This is a genomic window from Rhodopseudomonas sp. P2A-2r (assembly GCF_026015985.1).
GTDB lineage: Bacteria > Pseudomonadota > Alphaproteobacteria > Rhizobiales > Xanthobacteraceae > Tardiphaga.
The window spans coordinates 1,733,455-1,759,942 of sequence record NZ_CP110389.1 but is presented as its reverse complement, the minus strand read 5'-3'; the positions used below and the strand labels follow the sequence as shown (position 1 = coordinate 1,759,942).

Here is a 26,488-nt window from a genome sequence, read left to right as displayed (position 1 = left end):
CCCCGCTCAGTTCACGCCGAGCTTGAACTCGCCCTGCTTGATCGCTTCCGGATACAGCACCACCGGCTTGGCGTTCTGGATCTGGAAGACCGGCGGCTCCAGCGAATTGATCTGGCCGTTGGCGCCGAACTTTACCGGTCCCCAGAACGTCATGACATCCATGCTGGCCAGCGCATCGCGGACCTTGTCGCGGTCCAGCGAGCCGGCCTTCTCGATCGCCAGCTGGAACAGCGCGCCGCTGACCGCCGCCGAGGCCTGGCCGTAGTCGGGTTCGGAATTGTATTTGGCCTTGAACAGTTTGACGAAGTTCGAGGTCTTGCCAAAAATGTCCTTGCCATCGTACTGCTCGGCCGGGTGCCACCACGACGCACTGGAAATGTTTTCCGCACTCTGGCCTGCGGTCTCGATGAAGTCCTGGTAGGCGGGGCCTGCGATCATTGTCACCACCGGCGCCTTCATCTGCTGGTCGGCCATCTGCTTGCGGATCAAGAGCAAGTCGTTGGTGTAGCCGGTGATGAAGATCCACTGCGGCGCCAGCGACTTGATCTGCGACAGCGTCGCGGAATGGTCGAGCGTGTTGATGGCGTATTTCTCGAAATACACCACTTCGAAGCCGTTCGCCTTCGCCGACTTGTCCATCTCCTGCGCGATCGCCAGCGGGAACAGGTCGTTGCGCGCCAGGATCGCGACCTTCTTCACCTCAGGCGCCTTGGCCTTGATGATCTGGGTCAGCGGCGTGGTCAGCGTGTCGTTCGGCGTGAAGGTGCCGAACAGATATTTGTAATTCTGGTCATAGACCTGCGAAGACGAGGCCGAGGCCGCGATTGTCGGCACCTTGTACTTCTCGGAGATCGTGCTCGCTGCCTTGGCGGCGCCGGAGCCGAACGGCCCGAACATGAAGTTCACATTGTCCTGGGTAATCATCTGCTCGGTCGTCTGCACCGAGCGCGGCGTGTTGGACTGGTAGTCGCCGTAGACGATCTCGACCTTATATTTCTTGCCGCCGACATTGATGCCGCCGGCCTTGTTGGCCTCTTCGGCCCACAAATTGTAGCCCATCTGCTGCTTCACGGCCTCCGGCGCCAGCGGCCCGGTGATTGGCAACGGCGCGCCGAACCGGATGACATCCTCGGCGGACGCGATGGAGGCGGACAGGCTGGCGATCGCCAGCAGGACCGAGCCTGAGATGCAAGCGAGCGGGGAGCGATACATCCATATTCTCCATCAGGACGGGAGGCGTCTGTAACGCAAGCATTGCAAATCCACGTTTCGCATAAAAGCATTGAATTTAGACGCAAACGATCTGAAAATCAGAACGCTAATCAGCCGCTGCCGGAACCTTGAGCAGTCATTGAAAGCACCTGATGATCGAATCCACCGCCGTGCGCTACTTCCGGATGGTCACCGAATGCGGCTCGATCAAACAGGCCGCAGCTTCACTGCGGATCGCGCCGTCAGCGATCAGCCGGCAGGTGCAGGGGCTGGAGGAAGAGCTGGCGGTCAAGCTCTTCGAGCGCGGCGCGCGCGGAATGAACCTGACCGACGCCGGCCACGTGCTGTACCGCTACGCCATCGAGAACCGCACCCAGCTCGACGGGCTGCGCAGCCGTGTCGAGGAATTCGACTCGCTGCGCCGCGGCCAGGTCAAGATCGCCACCGTCGAGGGCATGCTGGCGAGCTTCCTGCCGGACTTCTTCGTCGATCTGTCGCGCGACTATCCGGGTATATCGATGAGCGTCACCGCGGTCGGCTCGCGCGACGTCGCGGAGATGGTCGGCCAGAACGACGTCGATCTCGGCCTGGTGTTCGGCCGCGCGCCGCGGCGAGATCTGATCGAACTGGCGCGGATGCGGCAGTCGGTGCACCTGATCGTAGCGCCCGATCATCCGCTGGCGGGCCGGGCGTCCTGCACCATGAAGGACCTTGCCGGGTTGCGCGTCGTGGTGCCCGATCCGTCGTTCGGTATCCGGCAAGAGCTCGACAAGGCCTGCGCCCAGGCCCATGTGCACCTCGAGGTCTGCAACGAGACCAACTCGCTGGCCTTTGCGCAGACAATCGTGGCGCGCACCGAGCTGGCGACGTTTCTGCCACGCGACACGGCGATGCCGTCGATCCAGGCCGGCGCGCTGGTCGCGGTGCCGCTGCACGACAGACGGCTCGAAGCTACCCAGGTCACGCTGGTGCAACTCGCCGCCCGCACTGCCTCGCCATCGACGCGGCTGGTCGCGGAGCGGCTGATCGAGAAGATGAAGGCGACAGAAGGTTAAAGCCAGCCTGCCTCACCGGGCGAGGAAGAGATTCTGCACCGCTCTTGCTCGGAGCTAGGTCAGCTTTGCGCCAATAGCGGTCCCTCGGACACCGGCATCCTCTTTAGAGCAGCCGGTTTCATTTGGTCGTTGGCGGCCTCGGATTTGACCCTGGACTTACAGATCGCTTCATTCAGTTTCCTCGGGCTCAACCATGCAATCCACCTGCACCTTCTGTGAGAAGGATCTGCCAGCCGGCGCGTCGATCTGTCCCCACTGCGGACACCCGCAACCCACGATGCGTGAGGTCCGCCGCAAATGGATAGGTGTTGCGATCACCGTGATCTCAGTGATTATCATCATGGTGGCCTGGCATAAGCTCGTTGGATTTCAGCCCGCTAGGCCGACATAGCCCGGTTCGAGTGTTCCGATGAACTGCGAGACATTGCATGATCGAATTGCTCATCGTTCTGGGGATCGTGACAGCCATCATGCTCGCGATCGTCATTGACCCGAAGCGACGCGCGGCGGCGAAGCAGGACCATGACTTGTCGCTTCGCGATGATGGCGCGGAGGACCTGCTTGCTGCCATGCTGTCGCATCCTAGCGCTGAACCTCTCGAAGGTGTCATTCGGGCTCAGCTCGGATTGCCCGAAGCCGGTGACCAATCCGGCGGCATAGAATGGCCCTCGTCCAACGTCGTCGCCATTTCCCGCTCACGAGGGCCGACGCCGTCATCCTCCAGGCCGTAATAACTTCACGCGCGTTTGCAACGAGATGGGTCTGGAACTGCGATCTGGCAAGGAATAGCCAACTGCGTGGACTCGACTTTTGTTCTCTTTGTGTTCTAATTCGCGGCATGAGTGACAGACCCGCGAGCTGGCGCATGCCGACAGAAAAACAGATGGAAAAGCTGGCATCGCAGCCAGACCGGCCGGCGACGCCGGTAAGCCCGACGCCCGGCCCGGCCGACGACATGCCGCGGGAATACTGGGACGCGGTGCTGCACGATCGTATCAGAAATTCAGCTTGTGACGCAGCGACCACGAGCCGAGGTTCTAGAATTTCATACTCGATCCAGAAAGGAGCTTGTTGATACTCTTTATCTAATAGAGCGTCCGCTACATCAACAGGGCTCAGAAAAGCGTTTTGTACCTGGCCGATGTCAGCGTCTATTGATGTGATTGGCTCTAACTTGCCACTTAGCAGACCTCGAACGACTTGAGCGGCGGCTGTCGTACGTGCCTCCCGCACCATTGTCGGGCTGAAAGGCCAATAGATCCAGGCACTGAACGTCATAAGTGCGATACGGCGCTCATGGGCGGACTTCTCAGTCCGAAGGCCGCATAATAGCTGGATTAGATCCGCCACATCAATCGACAGCAACTTGCAATTCCCTTTTGGGGGTCGATTCGGGGTCGACTTTCACAATAGGGAGAACTTACCGGTTTGAGCAAGTTATTGATATCATTGGCTGGGGCGGGAGGATCGAACCTCCGAATGGGGGAATCAAAATCCCCTGCCTTACCACTTGGCTACGCCCCAATGCCGGCCGCGGCCGGACCGGTCCGGCGCGGTGACCCGCGGCTCCGTGGGTCTATAGGAGACTCCCCGCATTTCAACCGCCCGCAGGGCGATCCCATGGGGATGGCGGGGCGCGCGGGTGTCGCGGACGCAAGGCGGCCGGGCGAAGCGACGCTTCGCGTGGACGGGCCACTGCGCGGGAGGCGGCGTCGGGATGTTCGGCTTGTCTGCCGGGGAAGCTGGGCCGGATCTGCGGCGCACCACGCCGCAACAGGCGGCGCGCTGCACCGCGTCCGGGGCACGAGGGAGCGGCGTCGGGGGCCGCGCAGGGGACCGACTCCGGGGAACGGTCCACCGGGCACTGCGGCCGGGGAACGATCGGATGGCGCTGAATCCGGGCGTCCGGGGAACGGGCCGCCGGGTACCGGAGGCTCCACCCCGCCCGGCGCTGTTGAGGGCGCCGGCGTTTCGTGGGAAACCCCGGTCAAAGCCCCAAGAATCCCGCGGAGAGACGTTCATGACCTATCGTGCGCCCATCGACGACATGCTGCTGGCCCTCAACTTTGGTGCCGGGCTGCAGGCGGCGCTCGACGCCGGGCATTATGGCGAGTTCGACGCCGACCTCACCAAGACCGTGCTGGACGAGGCCGGCCGCTTCGCCAGCGACGTGCTGGCGCCGCTCAACCGGGTCGGCGACAAGGCGGGCATCAGGCTGGACGCCGGCAAGGTGACCACCGCGCCGGGTTGGCCCGACGCCTACCGGCGCTGGACCGAGGCCGGCTGGAACGCGGTGTCCGGGCCGGAAGCGTTCGGCGGCCAGGGCCTGCCGCTGGCGGTCAACGCCGCCTGCACCGAGATCTGGAGCGCCTCGAACATCGCCTTCGGGCTGTGCCCGCTCTTGACCCTGTCGGCCATCGAGGCGCTCGACGCCCATGGCAGCGACGAGCTGAAGACCATCTATCTGGAGAAGCTGGTGACCGGGGCCTGGACCGGCACCATGCAGCTGACCGAGCCGCAGGCCGGCTCCGATGTCGGCGCGCTCCGCTCGCGCGCCGAGCGCGCCGCGGACGGCAGCTACCGGGTGTTCGGCACCAAGATCTTCATCACCTATGGCGACCACGACATGACCGACAACATCGTGCATTTCGTGCTCGCGCGATTGCCCGATGCGCCCGCCGGCACCAAGGGCATCTCGCTGTTCCTGATCCCGAAATTCCTGGTCAACGGCGACGGCTCGCTGGGCGAACGCAACGACATCTATCCCAGCGGCGTCGAGCACAAGCTCGGCATGCACGCCTCGCCGACCTGCACCATGACCATGGGCGACCACGGCGGCGCGGTGGGCTACCTGATCGGCGAAGAGAATCGCGGCATGCTATGCATGTTCACCATGATGAACCAGGCGCGGCTCGGCGTCGGCCTCGAAGGCGTGGGCATCGCCGACCGCGCCTATCAGCAGGCGCTGGCCTTCGCGCAGGAGCGCAAGCAGGGCCGCGCCGCCGGCAGCAAAAGCGCCGGCATGGACGCCATCATCGTGCATCCCGACGTCAAGCGCATGCTGATGCAGATGCGGGCGCTGACCGCGGCCTCGCGCACCATCTGCTACGCCACTGCGGTGGCGCTGGACATCGCCGCCCGCGCCACCGACCCCAAGGTCCGCGCCGACGCCGCGGCGCGCGGCGCGCTGCTGACGCCGATCGCCAAGGCGTTTTCCACGGATATCGGCAACGAGGTGACGTCGCTGGGCGTGCAGATCCACGGCGGCATGGGTTTTATCGAGGAAACCGGCGCCGCGCAGCATTATCGCGACGCCCGCATCACCGCGATCTACGAGGGCACCAACGGCATCCAGTCCATCGATCTGGTGACGCGCAAGCTTGCGGCCCATGGCGGCGCCGCGGTGTGGACGCTGCTGGAGGAACTCAGCGGGGTGGTGTCGCGGGTCGAGGCCTCCAACGATCCGGCCTTCGGCACCACCGGGACAAAATTGCGCGACGCGCTGGGCGCGCTGGAGCGCACCAGCAGGTGGCTGCTGGCGCAGCTGGCGTCAGCCCCGAACGATGCGCTGGCCGGGGCCACGCCCTATCTGCGGCTGTTCGGTTCCACGCTCGGCAGCTGCATGCTGGCCAACGAGGCGCTGGCAGCGCGCGACGGCGGCAGCGCCGGCGATCCCGCCCGCTACGTCACCCTGGCGCGGTTCTTCGCCGAGAACATCGCGGTGCAGGCCGGCGCGCTGGAGCGCACCGTGATCGACAGCGCGGATTCGGTGACCTCGGCGGACGCGGTGCTGCTGGCATGATGCGATCGTAGCCCGCATGAAGCGGACGCCGGCGCTCGCAGAGCGACGACGGGCGCGAAATCCGGGGCCGTCGTTCCGTTGAAACTCCGCCCCGGATTTTGTCGGCCCGCAAGCGGCGCGCCGACGTCATCCGGGCTACAATCGAGCCCGACGCGACCCGCTGCAACTGGCACAAGGACACGACATGACCGGCCACCTGATTGTCACCGACGAAGACTCGACGCGCGTCATCACGCTGCGCCGCCCGGAGAAGAAGAACGCCATCACCCAGGACATGTATCGCCTGATGTCCGAGGCGATCGACACCGCGCAGAACAATCCGAAGATCCGCTGCATGATCATCACCGGCGGCTCCGGCGTGTTCACCGCCGGCAACGACCTGCAGGACTTCCTGAAGGACGGCACCGAGGCCGCGGCCACGCCGCGCGCCTCCAATGCCATCAAGTTCCTGTATTCGCTGGCGCAGAACACCAAGCCGATCATCGCCGCGGTGGACGGCATCGCCATCGGCATCGGCACCACGCTGCTGTTCCACTGCGACTATGTGCTGGCCTCGACCACCGCGACCTTCTCGACGCCGTTCATCCATCTCGGCCTGGTGCCGGAAGGCGCCTCCAGCCTGCTGTTTCCGCGCACCATGGGGCACCAGCGCGCCTTTTCCATGCTGGTGATGGGCCGCACCGTCAGCGCCGCCGATGCGCGCGAGGCCGGCTTCGTCAACGAGGTGGTGGCGCCCGGCCATACCGAGGTCGAGGCGCGCAAGGTGGCACGCGAGATCTGCGCGCTGCCGGCGGAGGCGGTGGCGATCTCGCGCAAGCTGATCAAGCTGCCGCCCGAGGACCTGACCCGCCGCATCGACCAGGAAAGCCATCTGTTCGGCGAACGGATGAAATCCAAGGAAGCCGTCGCCGCATTCAAGGCATTCTTCTCGCGCAAGAAGGGCTGACGCTTCACCTCTCCCCGCACTTGCGGGGAGAGGTCGGAGCCTGAGCGCAGCGAGGGCTCCGGGTGAGGGGCGAGGCACGGGGCTTGTGGCCATCGTTCCTGCGTCGATTGCGAAGAAACTGACGACACCAACAGCATGAGGCCTGCAGTGCGATCCGAAATATCTTCCCTGCAGCTGGCCGCGTGCCCCGCCCCTCACCCGACCAGCTCCGCTGCGCTGCGCGTCGACCTCTCCCCGTAAAGGACGGGGAGAGGTGAAGATCGCGCGCCTCGCGGTTGCCGCGTTCGCCATGTCGCTGGCGACCTGCGCGCCCGCTTTCGCCCAGTCCCCGACCGTCGATGTCCGCATCCTCGCCATCAACGACTTTCACGGCAATCTGCGGCCGCCGCCGGGCGGCATTGCCATCGACGCCCCCGCGGACAAAACCAAGAAGATCATGGTGGCGGCGGGCGGCGCCGAGCATATGGCGACGCTGGTCAGGCAGCTGCGCGCCGGCCGCGCCAACAGCATCTTCGTCGCCGCCGGCGACCTGATCGGCGCCAGCCCGTTTTTGTCGGCGATGTTCCATGACGAGCCGACCATCGAATCCCTGTCGATGATGGGGCTTGATGTCGCGTCCGTGGGCAACCACGAATTCGACGAGGGCCTGCGCGAGTTGCAACGCATGCAGAACGGCGGCTGCCATCCTGTCGACGGCTGCCGGGGGCCGCATCCGTTCATGGGTGCGACCTTCAATTATCTCGCGGCCTCCACCGTCGAGACCGCGACCGGCCGGCCGGTGTTTCCACCCTATGCCATCAAGCAGTTCGACGGCATTCCGGTGGCCTTCATTGGACTGACATTGAAGGGCACCGCGAACATCGTGTCGCCGGCCGGCATCGCCGGGCTGGAATTCCGCGACGAGGCCGACACCGTCAACGCGCTGGTGCCGGAGTTGAAGGCCAAGGGCGTCGAGGCCATCGTGGTGCTGATCCATGAAGGCGGCTTTCCCACCGGCGACTACAACGAATGTCCGGGGATCAGCGGCCCGATCGTCGATATCGTCAGGAAGTTCGACAAAGCGGTCGACGTGGTGGTGAGCGGCCACACCCACCGCGCCTATACCTGCCAGATCGACGGGCGCCTCGTCACCTCCGGCGACAAATACGGCACCATCGTCACCGCCATCGACCTCAAGCTCGACCGCGCCAGCCGCGACATCGTCAGCGCCACGGCCGGCAATGTCATCGTCCGGACCAGGGACTACGCGGCCGATCCCGCGCAGACCGCGCTGCTCGCGGCCTATGACAAGGTCGCCGGTCCCATCGCCGCGCGGCCGGCCGGCGCCGTCACCGCGACGTTGACGCGCGTGCCCAACGCGGCCGGCGAAAGCCCGCTCGGCGACATCATCGCCGACGCGCAACTGGCCGCCACCGCCGCGGAGAAAGACGGCGGCGCGGTGCTGGCGATCACCAATCCCGGCGGCATCCGCAACGACATCGCCATGAGCGCCGACGGCGCGATCAGCTACGGCGACGTGTTTGCCGCGCAACCGTTCCGCAACCTGATGGTGACGCGGTCGCTGACCGGCGCGCAGATCAAGACGGCGCTGGAGCAGCAATGGCTGGATCCCAAGCGGCCGCGCATCCTGCAGGTCTCGAAAGGATTCAGCTACGCCTGGGACGGCAGCAAACCGTTCGGCAGCCGGGTCGCGGCGGAGAGCATGATGCTCAACGGCCAGCGCATCGAAGCGGACAAGACCTATCGCGTCACCTTCAACGACTACCTCGCCGCCGGCGGCGACGGCTTCACCGCGCTGAAGGACGGCGCCGCGCAACAGACAGGGGTCTACGATGTCGATGCGCTGTATGCCTACTTCAAGGCCAACAGCCCGGTGTCGCCGGCCGCGGCGGATCGCATCAAACGGCTGGACTGAGCGACGCAGCAGGCCTGCCGCGCCGTCGATCCGACGACGCTATGCCACGTCGCACTTGCTGGTTTCGCCGAGGTCGACGAAGTTGCTGAAGCTGTCGAACGGCTCCGGCCGGCCGATCGCGTAACCCTGTGCGTAGTCCGCGCCGATCTTTTGCAGGGCACGGCGGATGTCGTCGCTCTCGACGAATTCGGCCACCGTCCGTTTCCCCATCACCTTGCCGATGCGCACGATCATCTCGACCATCGCACGATCGATGGGGTCGACCAGCATGTCCTTGACGAAGCTGCCGTCGATCTTGAGGTAGTTGACCGGCAACTGCTTGAGGTAGGAAAACGACGACATGCCGCTGCCGAAATCGTCGAGCGAGAAGCGGCAGCCGACCTGCTGCAGGGTGTCGATAAACCGCCTGGCGTCGGGCAGGTTGGCGATGGCGTTGGTTTCGGTGATCTCAAAGCAGATGAGCGTGGCGGGAATTCCATGCAGGCGCAGCTGCGTGCGGATGTATTCCAGAAAGCCGTCGTCGCGGAACGAGGCACCCGACAGATTGATGGCGCAGGTCGCGATCGGCAGGGCACCGGGCATCGCCATGCGCTGCGCCAGAATCGCAAAGGCATTGCGGATCACCCATCGGTCGATCAGCGTCATCAGGCCGTAGCGTTCGGCAGCAGGAATGAAGCTGCCGGGCGCGATCAGCTGTCCCGCTTCGCCGCGCAGGCGCAGCAGCAGCTCGACGTGAAGCCCTTCCCTGCCGCCTGCGGCGAGCGGGACAATATTCTGGGCATACAGGCAGAAACTGTTGCTCTCCAGCGCCTCGCGAATCCGCTGCACCCAGCCCATCTCGCCAACGCGCTGCATCAGTTCGGTATCGCTTGGCGAATAGATCTCCAGGCGGTTGCGTCCGTTCTCCTTGGCCATGTAGCAGGCGACATCGGCGGCCTTGAGCGTCTCTCCGACCGTTGCGCCGGGCTCCGAGATGCACACTAGGCCGATACTGACGGTGACGTTGAACCCACGCCCGCTCCAGACGAAACGCAGCTGCTGGACCGCTTCACGAAGACGCTCGGCGGCAGCGACGGCGAATTCCGATCCGCAATCCTCCAGCAGGATCGCGAACTCATCGCCGCCGAGGCGCGCCAGCAGGTCATCGGCGCGCAGCTCATCCTGCAGCAGGCAGGACAACTGACGCAGCAGTTCGTCGCCGGCGGCATGGCCGCACGTGTCGTTGACGACTTTGAACTGGTCGAGATCGAGGAACATCACGGCCTGCCGACGGTCGCCGACGCCGACCTGCGTCAGCGCCTGCGCCAGCCGGCGCTCGAACTCGCGACGGTTCGCCAGGCTGGTTAGGGCATCGTGGGTGGCCTGGAACGCCAGCCGTCCGCGTTCCGCCTGCAGCTCGTCCGAGAGTTTTTGCCGCTGCACGAGCGCATGGCGGGTCCACCACACGCCGAGCACGATCAGCAGGGCGGCGGTGAAGATGTTGACAACAGCCAGAAGGCGCTTGATGAACCGCGACCCCTGCCCGAGGCTTTCGGAAAACGCCATCGCCAGCGGCGTGAGGCGATCGTTGAGCTCGAAGATCTGGCTCTTGAAGACTTCGACGCGACCGGCCGGAATGTCTCCGCTGACGATCTCCAGATGAATTTCAGCGCCGATATTGACCAGTTCCTGAAGGACAGGGTCGGTATCCCGCCATCTGTCGACAGCCTTGGCGAGATGGCTGACATCGCTGAAATAGCGAAACAACCAAATCAGGCCACCGATATCTTCCGGGTGGTTGCCGCCCTGCCGGAAGCCTTCATAGGCGGCGTCCAGATCCGGCGGCCTCTGCTCCAGCGCCCGGCGTGCCATCCGGTCGCCCAGCGGCACGGCAATTGTCGCCAGATACTGCCGGTAGTATTTTTCATCGCCGGTTTCCGAGTAGAGGCTCAGCGCGTACACCGCTCCCTTCTGGCCCTTTGACCAGAGGCTTTCGCCGGCGACGTAGGCCCTGACTGACGACAACGTTTCCATGCTCACGGCAGCGAGCACCGCCTGTAGCAGGACGATAGCCACGAAGGGCCAGACCGAACGCAGCAGATGGAACGTGGCACTCCGACTTTTCACTGATCGCTTTCACTGACCGCAACATCGCCAAACGGCGCCTCCGGTCCTGCGCAGTCGCGTGCTCGCATCAAGGCTGCAAACAGATGCGCGGAACTTCACCATAGCGATATCAATTGCCGCTTTACGCCCTCTGAATCAATCGAGACCCAGCACGGCAAAACGAAGCGACGTCAATTTGAAGTAAAAGGCGAGAGCAAAATTACGTGCATCGGACCATCCGCGCCCTTGTCTGCCACACCATGACTGCTGTTCCGTCACACGCGCGGCAACGCGGTACATGGCTACGCGACGCCATTGCGACGGCCGCGACACGGCCCTTTCCGAACAGGCCGTGAGCCACTAGATTACCGTTCAATCGCCACTGCGCATTCGTCCTGCCAGGATCATCCGAATGACCACGCTTTTGTTGTCGAATCCGGCATCGCTCAACCACCTCACCCCGCCCGGCCATCCCGAACGCCCGGACCGGATGCGTGCGGTTGCCCTGACGATGGCCGAGGATCGCTTCAGCGCATTGACGCGCGGCGAAGCGCCGGAGGGCGATCTCGACACGGTCGCGCTGTGCCACGACAACCACTACATCGACGAGTTGCGTCACATCGCGCCGACCACCGGCATGGCCTATATCGACGGCGATACCGCGATGTCGCCGGGCACCTGGGAAGCGGTGATGCGCGGCGTCGGCGGCGCGGTCGCGGCCACCGACGCGGTGATGAAGGGCGAGACCGCCAACGCCTTTGTCGCCACAAGGCCGCCCGGCCACCACGCCGAAATCAACAAGTCCATGGGCTTCTGCTTCTTCGACAATGCGGCGATCGCAGCGCGCTACGCGCAGCGCAAATATGGCATCGCCCGCGCGGCGGTGGTGGATTTCGACGTCCACCACGGCAACGGCACGCAGGATATCTTCTGGGCCGATCCCACGGTGATGTATTGCTCGACGCACCAGATGCCGCTGTTTCCCGGCACCGGCGCCTCAGGCGAACGCGGCGAGCACGACACCGTGGTCAATGCGCCACTCGCCTCCGAAGACGGCGGCCTCAAGTTTCGCGCCGCGTTCGATAACTTGATCCTGCCGCAGTTGCGCAAATTCGCTCCGGAACTGATCATCATCTCCGCCGGCTTCGACGCGCACCGCCGCGATCCGCTGGCGACCCTCAATCTCGATGCCACCGATTTCGGCTGGGTGACCCGCAAGCTGATGGATGTCGCCGACGCCACGGCCGGCGGCCGCATTGTCTCGGTGCTCGAGGGTGGCTATGATCTGCAGGGCCTCAAGGAATCGGTGGGTGAGCACGTCATCGCGCTGATGGGCGCCTGACTTCCCCGCCACAATACGCCCTCAAACCTGTCTTTGACTTCGCGCGAACACGAACGCGCTTCCGGGAATGCGAATGGCCGAGAACACCCATGCAGACGTCAAGAAGCTGAGCTTCGAGCGGGCCATCGAAGAGCTGGAAACGATCGTCAAACGGCTCGAGGACGGCAAGGTGCCGCTCGAGGAATCGGTGGCGATCTACGAGCGCGGCGAGGCCCTGAAGCGGCGCTGCGACGAACTGCTGCGGCAGGCCGAGGCCCGGGTCGACAAGATCACCACCGACGCCAATGGCCAGGCGACCGGCACCGAACCGCTCGATGTCCAGTAGGGCCGCCTGCGTCGGCGCCGCGGCATAAACGCATCACCCTGAGAAATAAGCCGATTTCGGCACTGCGGGACGACGGCTGCAGCACAATTGGGGATATGGCGCGCGGCGCGGCTGTTATAGTCGGTGTCACTCCGGCGACCCTCGCTGGCGGCGGCGCGTCAAGCGAACTTCGGACCTGGGACAACAGCGTGCGCGTACAGCACCGCCACATCATCTACGTGCAGGGCTACGATCCGCGCGGCCTGGCACAATATTACCGCATGTTTCGCACGGAACTGCGCAAATTCGGCCGACTCTATGACCTCGCCACCACCGTCAGCCGGCCCAAGGGGCCGCCGGAAGGCGAGACCGCGTCCTGGAGCATCGAAACCACCGGCGCCGGCTGGCACACCCGCACCGATTACGATTTCCTGCGCTGGGAAGACCTGATCCAGCGCGACCTCGCCTGGCCGGTCTGGCGCACGCTGGCCTATGCGATCGCCATCTACTGGCGGCTGGTGTTCTCCGGCACCATGGGCCGGTTCTGGTCGGCGCACTGGCGCTTCGCCACTTTCATCAGTTACCCGCACGTCCTGCTGCTGAACGAGGCGATCTGGTCGGCCGGGATCGCATGGGCATTCGGATGGGGTCTGCAGGCGCTCGGCATACACGGCTTCCTGGCCGCCGCGGCGCCGCTGGCGTATTCGTCGCCGTGCTCGGAACGCTGCTCAAGACCACGGAAAATTACACCTATCTGCTCTATCTGATGTCGGACACCATCTTCACTTGGCAGTTCTCGCACGGCAACCGCCCGGACTGGGATGCGCGGATCGACCGTTTCGCGCAGCACCTCGTCAAGGTCGCCAGCAGCAGCGACGCCGAAGAAATCGTGCTTGTGGGCCACAGCTCCGGTTCGTTCTTGGGGGCGGCGATCCTGGCCCGCGCGCTGCGGCTCGATCCCGAGCTTGGCCGCCACGGCCCGCGGATCGTGCTGCTGACGCTGGGCGGCAACATGCCGATCGTCGGCTTCCACAAGGCGGCGACGGGGTTTCGCGAACGGCTGCGCCAGCTCGCCGTCGAGCCGTCGATCGACTGGATCGATTGCCAGTCGCGCAAGGACGTCATGAATTTCTTCCCCTTCGACCCGATTGCCGGCCAGGGCATCGACGCCGGCCCGAACCGGCGCAATCCGGTCATCGTCCCGGTTCGGTTTCGTGAAGTCATCAGGCCGGAACATTACAACCGCTTCCGCTGGAAGTTCTTCCGGGTGCATTTCCAGTTCGTCATGGCCAATGAGCGACCCCATGCCTACGATTTTTTCATGATCGTCTGCGGCCCGGTTCCCTTGAGAGAACGGATGGACAACCCGACGGCGGCCCTGAAACTGGTCACTGGAGATGGCGAAACGCGCAGTCAGGCCTGGAATCGGCTGAATTTGGGCTCGGAAAGCCCCGGTATCTCCGGTTCCGCGACGCCGGAACCGTCCATCCGCAGGATCGGCTAATCCGGCAGTCCCTGCAACCTTGACCGTGCCGAACGGTTGGGCACGACGGTTGGCTTTGGCAGCCACTTTGGTGTAAAGCGAGAGGGACTATGCGCTGAAGGTCTGGCGAAGCCGCCGGCCGTTAACGTTGATAAGCGCTTCAACCATCAAACGAAAACGTTCGAAAGACGAAGCTGCTAAGAGTGATAGTTATCACATTGATCCCCCGGAGCACATTGTAATGCTTCGAGATCATGTTCCCAGTTCAGGGGCAGCGAATGTCCGGATGGATTTGCCGCGTGGCAGACTCAACCGACGCCAGACGCCGCCCAAGACATGTAAAATTGGAATAACGCCGTGACCGATTTTAGTAAGACGCCGCTTCTCGACACCATCCGGACTCCGGAAGACCTGCGCAAGCTGAAGGTCGAACAGATCCGCCAGGTTGCCGACGAACTGCGTCAGGAGACCATCGACGCGGTGTCGGTGACCGGCGGCCATTTCGGCGCCGGCCTCGGCGTCGTCGAACTGACGACCGCCCTGCACTACGTCTTCGATACGCCGCGCGACCGGCTGATCTGGGATGTCGGCCATCAGGCCTATCCGCACAAGATCCTGACCGGGCGCCGCGACCGCATCCGCACCCTGCGCACCCCCGGCGGCCTGTCCGGCTTCACCAAGCGCACCGAGAGCGACTACGATCCGTTTGGCGCCGCGCATTCCTCGACCTCGATTTCCGCCGGCCTCGGCATGGCGGTGGCCCGTGACCTGTCGGGCGGCAAGAACAACGTTATCGCCGTGATCGGTGACGGCGCGATGTCGGCCGGCATGGCCTATGAAGCCATGAACAATGCCGGCGCGATGAATTCCCGCCTGATCGTCATCCTCAACGACAACGACATGTCGATCGCGCCACCGGTCGGCGCCATGTCGGCCTACCTGTCGCGCATGTATTCCGGCAAGACCTACCGCTCGCTGCGCGAAGCCGCCAAGCAGCTCGGCAAGCACCTGCCGAAGGTGATCGCCGACCGCGCCGAACGCGTCGAAGAGTATTCCCGCGCCTTCATGGCCGGCGGCGGCACCCTGTTCGAGGAACTCGGCTTCTATTACGTCGGCCCGATCGACGGTCACAATCTCGACCACCTGCTGCCGGTGCTGCAGAACGTCCGCGACATGCAGACCGGCCCGATCCTGGTCCACGTGGTGACGCAAAAGGGCAAGGGCTACGGTCCGGCCGAAGCCGCCGCCGACAAATACCACGCGGTGGTCAAGTTCGACGTGGCCACCGGGACCCAGGCTAAATCCAAACCCAATGCGCCGGCCTATCAGAACGTGTTCGGCCAGAGCCTGGTGAAGGAAGCCGAGAAGGACGAGAAGATCGTCGCCATCACCGCGGCGATGCCGTCGGGCACCGGTGTCGACATCTTCAACAAGGCATTCCCCAAGCGCACCTACGACGTCGGCATTGCCGAGCAGCATGCGGTGACCTTCGCCGCCGGCCTTGCGACCGAGGGCTTCAAGCCGTTCGTCGCGATCTACTCGACCTTCCTGCAGCGCGGCTATGACCAGATCGTCCACGACGTGGCGATCCAGAACCTGCCGGTGCGCTTCGCCATCGACCGTGCCGGCCTGGTCGGCGCCGACGGCGCCACCCATGCCGGATCGTTCGACAACGCCTATCTCGGCTGCCTGCCCAACTTCGTCATCATGGCGGCGTCCGACGAGGCCGAACTGGTGCACATGGTCGCCACCCAGGTCGCCATCAACGACCGCCCGAGCGCGTTGCGCTACCCGCGCGGCGAAGGCCGCGGCGTCGATATGCCGGAAGTCGGCATTCCCCTGGAAATCGGCAAGGGTCGCATCGTCCGCGAGGGCAGCAAGATCGCGCTGCTGTCGTTCGGCACCCGCCTCGCCGAATGCGAGAAGGCCGCCGATGAACTGGCGACCTTGGGGCTGTCCACGACCGTCGCCGATGCGCGCTTCATGAAGCCGCTCGACGAGGACATGATCCTCAAGCTGGCGCGCGACCACGAAGTGCTGCTGACCATCGAGGAAGGCTCGATCGGCGGCTTCGGTTCGCATGTGATGCAGTTGCTGGCCGAACACGGCATGCTCGACGGCGGCCTGCGGATGCGCTCGCTGGTGCTGCCGGACGAATTCCAGGATCACGATTCGCCGGCTGCCATGTATGCCTATGCCGGTCTCGACGCCAAAGGCATCGTGAAGAAAGTGTTCGACGCCCTCGGCAAGGACTTCAAGGCCGAGACGGTGAAGCTGGCTTAAAAGAGTACGACGCATACTCCGTTGTCATCGCCCGGCCTGCACGCGATTGCGCGCCAGGGCCGGGCGATCCAGTAAACTCGGATAGCGCGGTGTATACTGGGTCACCCGGTCAAGCCGGGTGACGACATACGAGCCCGGCGGCGAGACACATGAAGATCTACCTCGCAGGCCCCGACGTGTTTCTGCCGGACGCCGTTGATATGGGGCGTCGCAAGGTCGAGGTTTGCGCCCGCGCCGGTCTCACCGGCCTCTATCCGCTCGACAACCTCGTCGATCTCTCCGCTCGCGATGCGTCGCTAAACATCTTCCGCGGCAACGAGGCCATGATGAACGAGGCCTGTGCGATCATTGCAAATCTGACGCCGTTTCGCGGCCCCGGCGCCGATGCCGGCACGGTCTATGAGCTCGGCTACATGGCCGGGCGCGGCAAGCGCTGTTTTGCCTATTCCAACGATCCCGCGCTGTATGTCGACCGCGTCAGCCGGATAAGCGCGGTGACGGCGCAGGACGGCCGCCTTGTCGATGCCGACGGGCTGACCGTGGAAGATTTCGGCCATACCGACAATCTGATGATGATCCATGCGCTGGAGTTGCACGGCGCGCCGCTGGTGGTGCCGCAGGTCCGCCCTGACGACCTCTGGCACGACCTCACTGCGTTCGAGGCCTGCGTGCAGCTTGCCGCGCGTTCGTTGCGCTGACATGGCCAAGCGCAGCATCAACACCCCGACCCCGCGAAAACGCGCCGACCTGCTGCTGGTCGAGCGCGGCCTGTTCGAGAGCCGCGCCCGCGCGCAGGCGGCGATCGAGGCGGGCCTCGTCACCGCCGACGACAAACTGGTCGCGAAAGCCTCGGAGAGCATTGCCGAGGATGCCGCGATCCAGGCAGAGCCCGCGCATCCGTTCGTCTCGCGCGGCGGCGTCAAGCTGTCCGGTGCGCTGGAGCGCTACCCCATCGAGATCGATGATCACGTCTGCCTCGACGTCGGCGCCTCCACCGGCGGCTTCACCGAAGTGCTGCTGGCCAACGGCGCCAGCATGGTGTTCGCCATCGATGTCGGCCGCGGCCAGTTGCACCCTTCGCTGCACGGCCACCCGAAGATCGTCTCCATGGAAGAGACCGACATCCGCGGCTACGAGAACAAGCGACTGCCGGCGCGGCCCGACGTGGTGGTGATCGATGTCAGCTTCATCTCGCTGAAGGCCGTGCTGCCGGTGGCGTTGTCGCTGGCGGCGTCGCCGATGCACCTGCTGGCGCTGATCAAGCCGCAGTTCGAGGCGCAGGGCAAACACGGCAAGCGCGGCATCATCAAGGATGCAGCGGTTCATCAGGAAGTGTGCGACGACATCGTGGCGTTCGCAACGTCACTCGGCTGCGTCGATATCGACGTCTTCCCTTCCTCCATCACCGGCGGCGACGGCAATGTCGAATTCTTTATCGGAGCACGCCGTGGATGAACACCTGACTATCGATCACGTCGGCCAGCGCGGCGACGGCGTCGCCTATGCCGGCGGCAACACCGTGTTCGTGCCTTACACGCTCGGTGGCGAGACCGTCGAGGCCGGGCCGGTCCACGGCCATCCCGACCGCCGTACCCTGATCCGCGTCGATAGCGCGAGCCCCGAGCGAATTGAACCGTTCTGCCCGCATTTCGGCGCCTGCGGCGGCTGCGCCATCCAGCACTGGCAGGCCGCGCCCTATCAGGCGTGGAAGCGCCAGATCGTGGTCGACACCCTGGCCCATGCGAAGATCGCCTGCGAAGTCGCGCCCCTGATCGATGCGCACGGCGCCGGCCGCCGCCGCATGACCGTGCACGCCCGCAAGGGCACCCATGACGTGCTCAAGGTCGGCTTCACCGCCGCCGGCTCCCACGACATCGTCCCGATCGACCATTGCCCGATCCTCGATCCGGGCCTCGAGGGCGCCCTCAACGCCGCCTGGGCGCTGGCCGAGCCGCTGGGGCTCGCCAACGGCAAGCCGCTCGACATCCAGGTTACCGCCGCCAATAACGGCCTCGACGTCGACGTGCGCGGCTCCGGACCGTTGCCGACGCCGCTGATCGCCAAGCTGTCGAGGATCGCTGAAGAACACCGACTGACGCGCCTGACCCGCCACGGCGAGCTGGTGCTGATGCGTGCGCCGCCGGTGATCACCATGGGGACGGCGCAGGTGGTGCTGCCGCCCGGCTCGTTCCTGCAGGCCACCCGCGCCGGCGAGGACGCCCTGGCCGCGCTGGTGCTGGGCTATTGCAAGGGATCGAAAATCATCGCCGACCTGTTCTGCGGCGTCGGCCCGTTCGCGCTGCGGCTCGCGGCGAAGTCGCGCGTCTCGGCGTATGATTCCGACGAAGGCGCCATCCTGTCGCTGCAGCAGGCGGCAAAGGACACCTCGGGCCTGAAGCCGATCAAGGCCGAGGCCCGCGACCTGTTCCGGCGACCGCTGGTGCCGCAGGAATTGCGCGACTTCGATTGCGTCGTGTTCGATCCGCCGCGCCAGGGTGCGCAGGCCCAGGCGGAGAAACTCGCGGCCAGCAAGATCGCGACCGTGGTCGCGGTGTCATGCAACGTGCAGAGTTTTGTGCGCGATGCCAAAATCCTGATCGACGGCGGTTACAAGATGGAGAGCGTGACCCCGGTGGACCAGTTCCGCCACACGCCGCATGTGGAGCTGGTGGCGAGGTTCAGGAGGTAGAGCGGCCCCTTGCTTCCCCTTCTCCTCCAGCGCAGCGAAGCTGCGCGCCGCGGGAGAGGGTGCACAGGCGGCCTGCGGCCGCCGTTCCAAAACATAAACGCCGATGCAACGCATCGGCTGTGGCGCAGCGAAGGCGGGAGAGGGTTTTGCCACACGCCCGGTCTTAAAGAGCCCCTCCCCGTCTTGAACACGCTACGCGTGTTCAATCCACCCTCTCCCACCTGCGCGCAGCTTCGCTGCGCTTGGGGGAGAGGGGAAAGAAAGCAAGCTCCCCTACCTTCCCCACCGGTCCTGCCAGATCTTCTCGCCGATCAGACAGTTGACCCGCGGCGCCTTGCTGGCATCGGCCACCGGCACGACGCGACGTTCTGGTGTGCGGCCGGCGACTTCCATCACCAGCTTGGTGCGGATGGCTTCCTTGAACTTGTCGCGGTCCTTGATGGTGATCACGAACGAGCCGGGGCCGCCGACGACGCAATCCTCGTAGTACAGATCGAGATTATCGATATCCATGGTCGAGAACGACGGCTCCTTCACCATGATCGGCAGCCCGTTGATCACGATGCCCTTGGCGAGAGCCTCGTCGCGCGCGATGGTCACCGGCGCGCCGTTGTTGTTGGGGCCGTCGCCGGAAATATCGATGACCCGGCGCAGGCCGTGCCAGGAATTCTCGTCGAACAGCGGCATGGCGAAATTGATGGCGCCGGAAATCGAGGTCCGCGACGCGCGCCGGATCGGCGTCTTCATGATCTCGGCGGCCACGGCATCGGCGGATTCCGGACCTTCGATCACGCGCCAGGGGATGATGATCTTCTGGTCGCTCGATGCAGCCCATTCAAAATAGGTCACGGCGATGCGGCCGTTGGGCCCGGTCATCAGCGCCGAGAGAAATTCCTTGGAGATGATGGCCTGGGCATAGCCCTCGCGCTGGATCGCCAGTTCCTCCATGTCCATCGAGTAGGACACGTCAACGGCGAGCACCAGTTCGACATCGACGGTGGGGTCCGGCCGGCCCTGCACCGGCTGCGGTTTCGGCGCGGCAAAGCTGGCGACGTCGCCTCCGGCTATTACTCCGGCGACAAGCACGGCTCCAATCGAGACACACCAGCGCATAGCGGTCCTCCCGTCGAGAGTCGGATCGTGACACGCAAATGACCGCCCGCAAAGCGGGAACCAGCGCCTGCTATCACATTTCAAGTCAGGGATGCATGATTGCCTTGGCGGTCGCCTCGGATCGACAGCCCGGCAACGGTGCGATTATAATGCGCGCCGGACCCGCTCCGCATATTGGAGTTGCCGCCGCAATGCCCGAGACCGTTGTCAAACCACGCAGCAAGGCCAAGCCCAAGGTCGAACGGCCGAAGCTCTACAAGGTCATCCTGGTCAATGACGACTTCACGCCACGCGAATTCGTGGTGCGCGTGCTGCAGGGCGAATTCAGGATGACCGAGGACCAGGCCCACAAGGTGATGATCACCGCGCACCGGCTCGGCGTCTGCGTGGTGGCGGTGTTCACCAGGGACATTGCCGAGACCAAGGCCACCCGTGCCACCGACGCCGGCCGCGCCAAGGGCTACCCACTCCTATTCACGACAGAGCCTGAAGAGTAGAGCGCGCCCGGAAGCTTTCGCGGCGATGCGGAACGGCTCGGCCGAGGGCTTCATCGGCGCAACATGATTTGGCAAACCGCGAGCGGCTGCACTAGGCTGCAACGCGATAAAAAGAAACCACGGGGAAATGCCATGCTGAAGCGGATCGCGACACTTTCAACGCTGCTGCTCCTTGCGCCGCAACTGGCGGCAGCCGAGAGCGCGACAAAATGGGTCGTGAGCTGGGCCGGCTCGGCCCAGGGGCCGTATCCGGTCGGCAATCCCTCGGCGCAGCCCGACCTGAAATTCGCGTTTCCCTCTCCTGCCGCCGGTGCGCGCGACCAGACGTTCCGCCTGATCGTGCGGCCCTCGGTGTGGGGACGGCAGGCCAGGATTCGCCTCACCAACGTGTTCGGAACCCAGCCGCTGAGCGTCGACGGCGTGTTCGCCGGATTGCAGCTCGGCAGCGCAGCGATCGCCAAGGGGACCAACCGGCCGGTCACCTTCGCCGGCAAGACGGCGGTCACCGTGCCGCCGGGCCAATCGATCTGGAGCGATCCGGTCGCTCTCACATTCGTTCGCGATCCGGATGCCGCCGACCTCGCTGGACGCAAGCTTGCGGTGAGCTTTCATGTCGCCGGCGACAGCGGTCCGATGACCTGGCACGCCAAAGCCCTGACCACTTCCTACGTCACGACGCCCGGCGCCGGCGCCAGGGGCCATGACGAAAGCGAGGCGGCGTTTCCCTTTGCCACGGCGTCCTGGTTCTTAATGGACGCGGTGGAGATGAAGATGCCGGCCGACAGCTTTGCGATCGTGGCCTTCGGCGATTCGATCACCGACGGCACGGCATCGAGCATGAACGGCGACGATCGCTGGCCCGACGTGCTGGCGCGCCGGCTGGCCATGCAGCATGGCAACCGGGTTGCCGTGGTCAATGCCGGTATCGGCGGCAATCAGGTCGCCGGGCCGTCGGAATATGGACCGCTGAAGCCGTTCGCGGGCGGCCCCGCCGCCGAGCAGCGGCTCGATCGCGACGTGCTCGGCCTGTCTGGCGTGTCCGCCATGATTTGGCTCGAGGGCATCAACGACTTCAGCAAGAACGGCAACGCCTCGGCCGATCAGGTGATGGACGCCTACCGGCGCAGCATCGCGCATCTGCGCAAGGCTCGCCCGGACCTGCGCATTCTCGGAGCCACCGTGGTCAGCGCGCTCGGCAGTTCGAGTGCCGCGCACGGATCGACGGAGCAGGATGACAAGCGCAAGGCGCTGAACGATTTCATTCGCAGCTCGAAACTGTTCGACGGCGTGATCGATTTCGACAAGGTCGTGACCGATCCGCAAAGCGGCGGCCTCAAGGCGGAGTTCGTGCCCGAAAGCACCACCGGCGGCCCCGGCGACAAGCTGCATCCGAACCGAACCGGCTATCTGGCGATGGGACAGGCGATCGACCTCAAGCTGATGATGCCCAAGGAGACCGAAAAGCCGTCAGCCGCGAAACGCTGAGGGCTCATCCCGCAGATGAGGGCGCGGCAAGGTCAAGAGAACGGTGTCTCATCCTCGCGGCCGTAGACATGCTGGGCTTCCGCAAAGCCGGCGATGGGGAATTCGCCGAGTTCGTGCCAGCCGTCGCTGCAGATGCTCGCGAAGGCCGATGAGGCGACAATGGTGCGGTGGAGCTGTCCGGCAAGCTTTTCCAGCCGCGCCGCGAGATTGACCGCCGGGCCGATGCAGGTGAAGTCGAGCCGGTTGCCGCCGCCGATATTGCCGTAAAGAAGCCTGCCGACATGCAGCGCGACGCCGAAGCGAAAGCGCTCGCGGGTCTCGCCGGTCAGGAACTCCATGGCATCGACGGCCGCGCGCGCCTCGTTCGCCGCGTCGAGAACATGTCCGCACACGGCCTTCGCATCGCCGTCACCGGCAATGGGAAATACGGCGAGCAAGCCGTCACCCATGAACTTCAGCACCTCACCGCCATGCTTCAGGATCGCGGCGACCTGGCAATCGAAATACAGATTGAGAATCTCGACCACCTGCTCGGCCGGCAGCCGGTCCGACAGCGCAGTGAAGCCGCGCAGATCGGACAGCCAGATCGCCGCCTCCATGGTCTCGGTATGGCCGCGGCGGATCTGCCCGGCGAGAATGCGCTCGCCGGCGCGGGGGCCAACATAGGTATCGAGGAGTGTGGACGCGGTGCGGCGCAGGCCGATCACTTCAATCAGCCGGGTCAGCGGCGGCACCAGCCGCTTGAGATCGGCCAGTTGCTCCTCGGTGAAGCCGCCCGGCTGTTTGGTGGTCCAGCTCGACGCATGCACCATGCCATCGACGAACAGCAGCGGCAGCGCGATGTATTCGGTGACGCCCTCGGCGCGCATGTCATCGAAGAACGAAAAACTGTTGTTGCCGGGATTGTCGAGCCGGCAACGCACCTCGACGCCCTCGTGGAATACGACCGCCAGCGGGCTCCGCTTGAACTCCGGCGATTCCTGGATATCGAAATCCACCGACCCGATAGTCACCTCCTCGCCGGAGCGCCAGATGAAATTGCGGCCGAAGATCTCGGGGTGCAGCGTGCGAATGAACACGCCGACGCGCCACAGCGGCAGGCCAGCGGCAACCAGCCGGTTGCAGCACTCTCCCATCATGTCGGCAGGCCTCGGCGTCGATCGCGCGCCGTCGGTCAGCCAGTCGGTGATATCCGAGATGGTGGTGGTCAATGCTACAACCTCAAGCTCGGGCTCGTTTCCTGGATCTGCGAAGCAGCACTTCGTGCTGCGTCGCGTCCGGGGAACGAGGGAGCCTAGCCCACCTGCCCGCGATGGCGCAAAAAGTGATCGGCCAGGACACAGGCCATCATCGCCTCGCCGACCGGCACGGCACGGATGCCGACGCAGGGATCGTGGCGGCCCTTGGTCAGGATGTCGGTGTCGGCGCCGGAGCGGTCGACGGTCTTGCGCGGCGACAGGATCGACGAGGTCGGCTTGACCGCAAAGCGCGCCACCACCGGCTGGCCGGTGGAGATGCCGCCCAGGATGCCGCCGGCATGATTGGAGAGAAACGAGGCCCCGTGATTGGTCATGCGCATCTCGTCGGCATTGTCCTCGCCCGACAGTTCAGCCGCGCCAAAGCCGTCGCCGATCTCGACGCCCTTGACGGCATTGATGCTCATCAGCGCCGCCGCCAGTTCGCCATCGAGCTTGGCGTAGATCGGCGCGCCTAGCCCGGCCGGCACGCCCTCGGCGATCACTTCGATCACTGCGCCGATCGACGACCCGGATTTTCTGATACCATCGAGATAGTCGGCGAAGAAGGCGGCCTTGTCCTTGTCGGGGCAAAAGAACGGGTTGTTGCCGATCTCGTCCCAGTCCCAGTTGTCGCGGTTGATCTTGTGCGGGCCCATCTGCACCAGCGCGCCGCGCACGACCGTGCCCGGCACGATCTTGCGCGCGATGGCGCCGGCGGCGACGCGGGTCGCAGTTTCCCGCGCCGAGGAACGGCCGCCGCCGCGATAGTCGCGCAACCCGTATTTGGCCTCATAGGTGAAGTCGGCGTGACCCGGACGAAACTTGTCCTTGATGTCGGAATAGTCCTTGGAGCGCTGGTCGGTGTTCTCGATCATCAGCGCGATCGGCGTGCCCGTGGTCACCTGTACGCCGGTCTCCGGATGCGCCATCACCCCCGAGAGAATTTTGACGATGTCGGCTTCCTGGCGCTGCGTCGTGAAGCGCGACTGGCCGGGTTTGCGGCGGTCGAGATCGGCCTGGATGTCTTCCACCGCGAGCGGCAGCAGCGGCGGGCAGCCATCGACCACGCAGCCGATCGCCGGCCCATGGCTCTCGCCGAAGGTGGTAACCCGGAACATGTGACCGAAGGTATTGAAGGACATGGGGAAATTCGCCCGGGGTCAGGTGTGGCTTCGTGGGTTGCCAAATCTGCAACCAGACATCTGGTAACGCGGGTGGTCCGAGGGGTCAAACGCCGCCGCAGCGGGGACTCTTCCCTCTCCCACAAGCGCGGCAACGCCGCGCGCAGGCGGGAGAGGGGGCGCGGACGAAGTCCGCGACGGGAGAGGGGCGGCCACCAACGCCGGAGAATGCCGCACTCCCCTCTCCCGGCCGCGCTGGCGCGCGTCCACCCTCTCCCACCTGCGCAGCTTCGCTGCTTGGGGGAGAGGGAAAGAAGAAGACGCCTCAGCTATACTTCGCCAATCCATTCTCGCTGAACACATACACCGCGCCCTGCTCGATCGGCATCTCGGCGGCGCCGGCGATGGTCTCGACGCCGAGCGCCACCATCAGGGCCCGCGCAGTACCGCCATGAGCCACCGCGACGGTGTCGCCGGTCAGGCTGTCGACCCAGTCGCGCATCCGCAGCGTCACCTCGGCGTAGCTCTCGCCGCCGGGCGCGGGCAGTTCCCATTTGTCGAGCAGGCGCGCCGCGAACAGTTCGGGATGCGACGCTTCCTGCTGCTGCAGCGTGGTGCCTTCCCAATGGCCGAAGCCGATCTCGCGCAACCGGTCGTCGAGCGCATAATCCTCCGCCGGCAGACCGAGCTGGCCGCGCACGAATTCCATGGTCGAGCGGGCCCGGCCGAGCGGGCTGGACACGAAACCGAAGTCGCCCGGTGTGTGGCCGTGCCGCGTCATTAGATCTTTCAGAATGCCGCCGGCATGGGCGGCCTGCACGCGGCCGAGATCGTTGAGCGGAATGTCCTGCGAGCCCTGGAAACGGCCCGCGGCATTCCACGCGGTCTGGCCGTGGCGGATGTAGTAGATGACAGGCATGGGCATGGAAGAGCTCTGCAATTCGTAAACGTCACCCGAGCCTGAACGCCATTGCATTCAGGCGAGAGGAGCGGCGCAGCCGCGTCTCGAAGGGCGACGGCGATGAACAGCATCCGTCGAGGCGTGCCGAAGACGGCGCGCGCTTCAGGATGACGGTGGTGCTAGTCTTTATTGAGCGAAATATCCGGCGCGTCCGGGCGCTTCATGCCGACCACATGGTAGCCGGAATCGACGTGGTGCACCTCGCCGGTGACGCCGCGCGACATGTCGGACAGCAGGTACAGCGCGCTGTCGCCGACCTCGTCGATGGTCACGGTACGGCGCAGCGGCGAATTGTACTCGTTCCATTTCAGGATATAGCGGAAGTCGCCGATGCCCGAGGCGGCCAGCGTCTTGATCGGGCCGGCCGAAATGGCGTTGACGCGGATGTTCTGCTCGCCGAGATCGGCGGCGAGATAGCGCACGCTGGCCTCCAGCGCCGCCTTGGCGACGCCCATCACGTTGTAATGCGGCATCCATTTCTCGGCGCCGTAGTAGGTCAGGGTGATGATCGAGCCGCCCTCGGTCATCAGCTTCTCGGCGCGTTGCGCGATGGCCGTCAGCGAGTAGCAGGAGATCAGCATGGTCTTGGAGAAATTCTCCGCAGTCGTCTCCACATAGCGGCCGTCGAGCCCGTCCTTGTCGGAAAAGGCGATGGCGTGGACCACGAAGTCGATCTTGCCCCACTTCTCCTTCAGCACAGCGAAGACCGCATCCATGCTGGCGGGGTCGGTGACGTCGCAATGGCCGAGCACCAGGCCGCCGAGTTCCAAAGCCAGCGGCTCGACCCGCTTTTTCAGCGCGTCGCCCTGGTAGGTAAATGCGATCTCCGCGCCCTGGGCGTGGCACGATTTGGCAATGCCCCAGGCGATCGACCGGTTGTTGGCCAGGCCGAGAATAACGCCGCGTTTGCCCTTCATCAGGCCTGTGGGTTCAACCATGTGGTGTCCTGTCCGCTTG

Annotated in this window: 22 protein-coding genes and 1 tRNA gene; 15 read left to right on the top strand and 8 right to left on the bottom strand. The window is 64.8% G+C overall.

Annotated features, from left to right (window positions below):
- Positions 1 to 6 precede the first annotated feature (6 nt).
- A complete protein-coding gene (locus tag ONR75_RS08305; protein WP_265082168.1) occupies positions 7 to 1,212 on the bottom strand; it encodes an amino acid ABC transporter substrate-binding protein in 1,206 nt (401 codons plus the stop codon).
- Positions 1,213 to 1,364: 152 nt separating this feature from the next.
- On the opposite strand from ONR75_RS08305, the gene ONR75_RS08300 reads away from it, so the two are divergent.
- Both ONR75_RS08300 and ONR75_RS08295 read left to right on the top strand, forming a co-directional pair.
- Entirely contained in the window at positions 1,365 to 2,267 is a 903-nt protein-coding gene (locus ONR75_RS08300) for a LysR family transcriptional regulator (protein WP_265082167.1), read from the top strand.
- 428 nt (positions 2,268 to 2,695) lie between these two features.
- A complete protein-coding gene (locus tag ONR75_RS08295) occupies positions 2,696 to 2,998 on the top strand; it encodes a hypothetical protein (RefSeq protein ID WP_265082166.1) in 303 nt (100 codons plus the stop codon).
- Between the two features lie 719 nt (positions 2,999 to 3,717).
- On the opposite strand, the gene ONR75_RS08290 is transcribed toward ONR75_RS08295, so the two are convergent.
- Positions 3,718 to 3,791: transfer RNA gene (locus tag ONR75_RS08290), tRNA-Gln, on the bottom strand.
- 496 nt (positions 3,792 to 4,287) lie between these two features.
- Between ONR75_RS08290 and ONR75_RS08285 the strand changes: the two genes are divergently transcribed.
- The 3 genes from ONR75_RS08285 to ONR75_RS08275 all read left to right on the top strand — a co-directional run bounded on the left by ONR75_RS08285 (position 4,288) and on the right by ONR75_RS08275 (position 8,930).
- A complete protein-coding gene (locus ONR75_RS08285; RefSeq protein WP_265082165.1) occupies positions 4,288 to 6,069 on the top strand; it encodes an acyl-CoA dehydrogenase in 1,782 nt (593 codons plus the stop codon).
- A gap of 184 nt (positions 6,070 to 6,253) precedes the next feature.
- Positions 6,254 to 7,015: a crotonase/enoyl-CoA hydratase family protein gene (locus ONR75_RS08280; protein WP_265082164.1), complete on the top strand. Its 762-nt coding sequence runs from the start codon at positions 6,254 to 6,256 to the stop codon at positions 7,013 to 7,015.
- A gap of 289 nt (positions 7,016 to 7,304) precedes the next feature.
- The gene (locus tag ONR75_RS08275; protein ID WP_265083588.1) at positions 7,305 to 8,930 is read left to right on the top strand and encodes a bifunctional metallophosphatase/5'-nucleotidase; all 1,626 of its coding nucleotides are present in this window, start codon (positions 7,305 to 7,307) and stop codon (positions 8,928 to 8,930) included.
- A gap of 39 nt (positions 8,931 to 8,969) precedes the next feature.
- Here ONR75_RS08275 and ONR75_RS08270 read toward each other — a convergent pair whose 3' ends face one another.
- Positions 8,970 to 11,036: a putative bifunctional diguanylate cyclase/phosphodiesterase gene (locus ONR75_RS08270; protein WP_265082163.1), complete on the bottom strand. Its 2,067-nt coding sequence runs from the start codon at positions 11,034 to 11,036 to the stop codon at positions 8,970 to 8,972.
- Between the two features lie 391 nt (positions 11,037 to 11,427).
- On the opposite strand from ONR75_RS08270, the gene ONR75_RS08265 reads away from it, so the two are divergent.
- The 8 genes from ONR75_RS08265 to ONR75_RS08230 all read left to right on the top strand — a co-directional run bounded on the left by ONR75_RS08265 (position 11,428) and on the right by ONR75_RS08230 (position 19,116).
- A complete protein-coding gene (locus ONR75_RS08265) occupies positions 11,428 to 12,357 on the top strand; it encodes a histone deacetylase family protein (protein ID WP_265082162.1) in 930 nt (309 codons plus the stop codon).
- Between the two features lie 73 nt (positions 12,358 to 12,430).
- Positions 12,431 to 12,682: an exodeoxyribonuclease VII small subunit gene (locus ONR75_RS08260; RefSeq protein ID WP_265082161.1), complete on the top strand. Its 252-nt coding sequence runs from the start codon at positions 12,431 to 12,433 to the stop codon at positions 12,680 to 12,682.
- 188 nt (positions 12,683 to 12,870) lie between these two features.
- Positions 12,871 to 13,428 (top strand): hypothetical protein, encoded by a 558-nt coding sequence (locus ONR75_RS08255; RefSeq protein WP_265082160.1) that lies wholly within the window; start codon positions 12,871 to 12,873, stop codon positions 13,426 to 13,428.
- Positions 13,428 to 14,165 carry an alpha/beta fold hydrolase gene (locus ONR75_RS08250; RefSeq protein WP_265082159.1) on the top strand — a complete coding sequence of 246 codons (738 nt, stop codon included), beginning with the start codon at positions 13,428 to 13,430 and terminating at the stop codon, positions 14,163 to 14,165. The genes ONR75_RS08255 and ONR75_RS08250 overlap by 1 nt, the downstream gene beginning before the upstream one ends.
- A 336-nt stretch (positions 14,166 to 14,501) precedes the next feature.
- A complete protein-coding gene (gene dxs, locus ONR75_RS08245) occupies positions 14,502 to 16,427 on the top strand; it encodes a 1-deoxy-D-xylulose-5-phosphate synthase (RefSeq protein ID WP_265082158.1) in 1,926 nt (641 codons plus the stop codon).
- Positions 16,428 to 16,576: 149 nt separating this feature from the next.
- Positions 16,577 to 17,125, top strand: a complete 549-nt coding sequence (locus tag ONR75_RS08240; RefSeq protein WP_265082157.1) for a nucleoside 2-deoxyribosyltransferase — start codon at positions 16,577 to 16,579, stop codon at positions 17,123 to 17,125.
- Position 17,126: 1 nt separating this feature from the next.
- Positions 17,127 to 17,882, top strand: a complete 756-nt coding sequence (locus ONR75_RS08235; protein ID WP_265082156.1) for a TlyA family RNA methyltransferase — start codon at positions 17,127 to 17,129, stop codon at positions 17,880 to 17,882.
- The gene (locus ONR75_RS08230) at positions 17,875 to 19,116 is read left to right on the top strand and encodes a class I SAM-dependent RNA methyltransferase (protein ID WP_265082155.1); all 1,242 of its coding nucleotides are present in this window, start codon (positions 17,875 to 17,877) and stop codon (positions 19,114 to 19,116) included. The genes ONR75_RS08235 and ONR75_RS08230 overlap by 8 nt, the downstream gene beginning before the upstream one ends.
- Before the next feature lie 273 nt (positions 19,117 to 19,389).
- On the opposite strand, the gene ONR75_RS08225 is transcribed toward ONR75_RS08230, so the two are convergent.
- Positions 19,390 to 20,229, bottom strand: coding sequence for a DUF1194 domain-containing protein (locus tag ONR75_RS08225; RefSeq protein WP_265082154.1), 840 nt, complete (start codon positions 20,227 to 20,229; stop codon positions 19,390 to 19,392).
- Between the two features lie 191 nt (positions 20,230 to 20,420).
- Between ONR75_RS08225 and clpS the strand changes: the two genes are divergently transcribed.
- Together clpS and ONR75_RS08215 are read left to right on the top strand one after the other, a co-directional pair.
- Complete coding sequence (gene clpS / locus ONR75_RS08220; RefSeq protein ID WP_265082153.1) at positions 20,421 to 20,726, top strand: ATP-dependent Clp protease adapter ClpS; 306 nt, start codon at positions 20,421 to 20,423, stop codon at positions 20,724 to 20,726.
- A 132-nt stretch (positions 20,727 to 20,858) separates the two neighbouring features.
- On the top strand, positions 20,859 to 22,211 hold the full coding sequence (locus ONR75_RS08215; protein ID WP_265082152.1) for a GDSL-type esterase/lipase family protein: 1,353 nt from the start codon (positions 20,859 to 20,861) through the stop codon (positions 22,209 to 22,211).
- Positions 22,212 to 22,243: 32 nt separating this feature from the next.
- Here the strand turns inward: ONR75_RS08215 and ONR75_RS08210 are convergent, their stop codons facing one another.
- The 4 genes from ONR75_RS08210 to fabI all read right to left on the bottom strand — a co-directional run bounded on the left by ONR75_RS08210 (position 22,244) and on the right by fabI (position 26,469).
- Positions 22,244 to 23,422, bottom strand: a complete 1,179-nt coding sequence (locus tag ONR75_RS08210) for an adenylate/guanylate cyclase domain-containing protein (protein ID WP_265082151.1) — start codon at positions 23,420 to 23,422, stop codon at positions 22,244 to 22,246.
- An 83-nt stretch (positions 23,423 to 23,505) separates the two neighbouring features.
- Positions 23,506 to 24,591, bottom strand: coding sequence for a chorismate synthase (aroC, locus tag ONR75_RS08205; RefSeq protein WP_265082150.1), 1,086 nt, complete (start codon positions 24,589 to 24,591; stop codon positions 23,506 to 23,508).
- A gap of 304 nt (positions 24,592 to 24,895) precedes the next feature.
- On the bottom strand, positions 24,896 to 25,495 hold the full coding sequence (locus ONR75_RS08200) for a histidine phosphatase family protein (protein WP_265082149.1): 600 nt from the start codon (positions 25,493 to 25,495) through the stop codon (positions 24,896 to 24,898).
- Positions 25,496 to 25,650: 155 nt separating this feature from the next.
- Positions 25,651 to 26,469: an enoyl-ACP reductase FabI gene (gene fabI, locus ONR75_RS08195; RefSeq protein ID WP_265082148.1), complete on the bottom strand. Its 819-nt coding sequence runs from the start codon at positions 26,467 to 26,469 to the stop codon at positions 25,651 to 25,653.
- Positions 26,470 to 26,488: the final 19 nt, after the last annotated feature.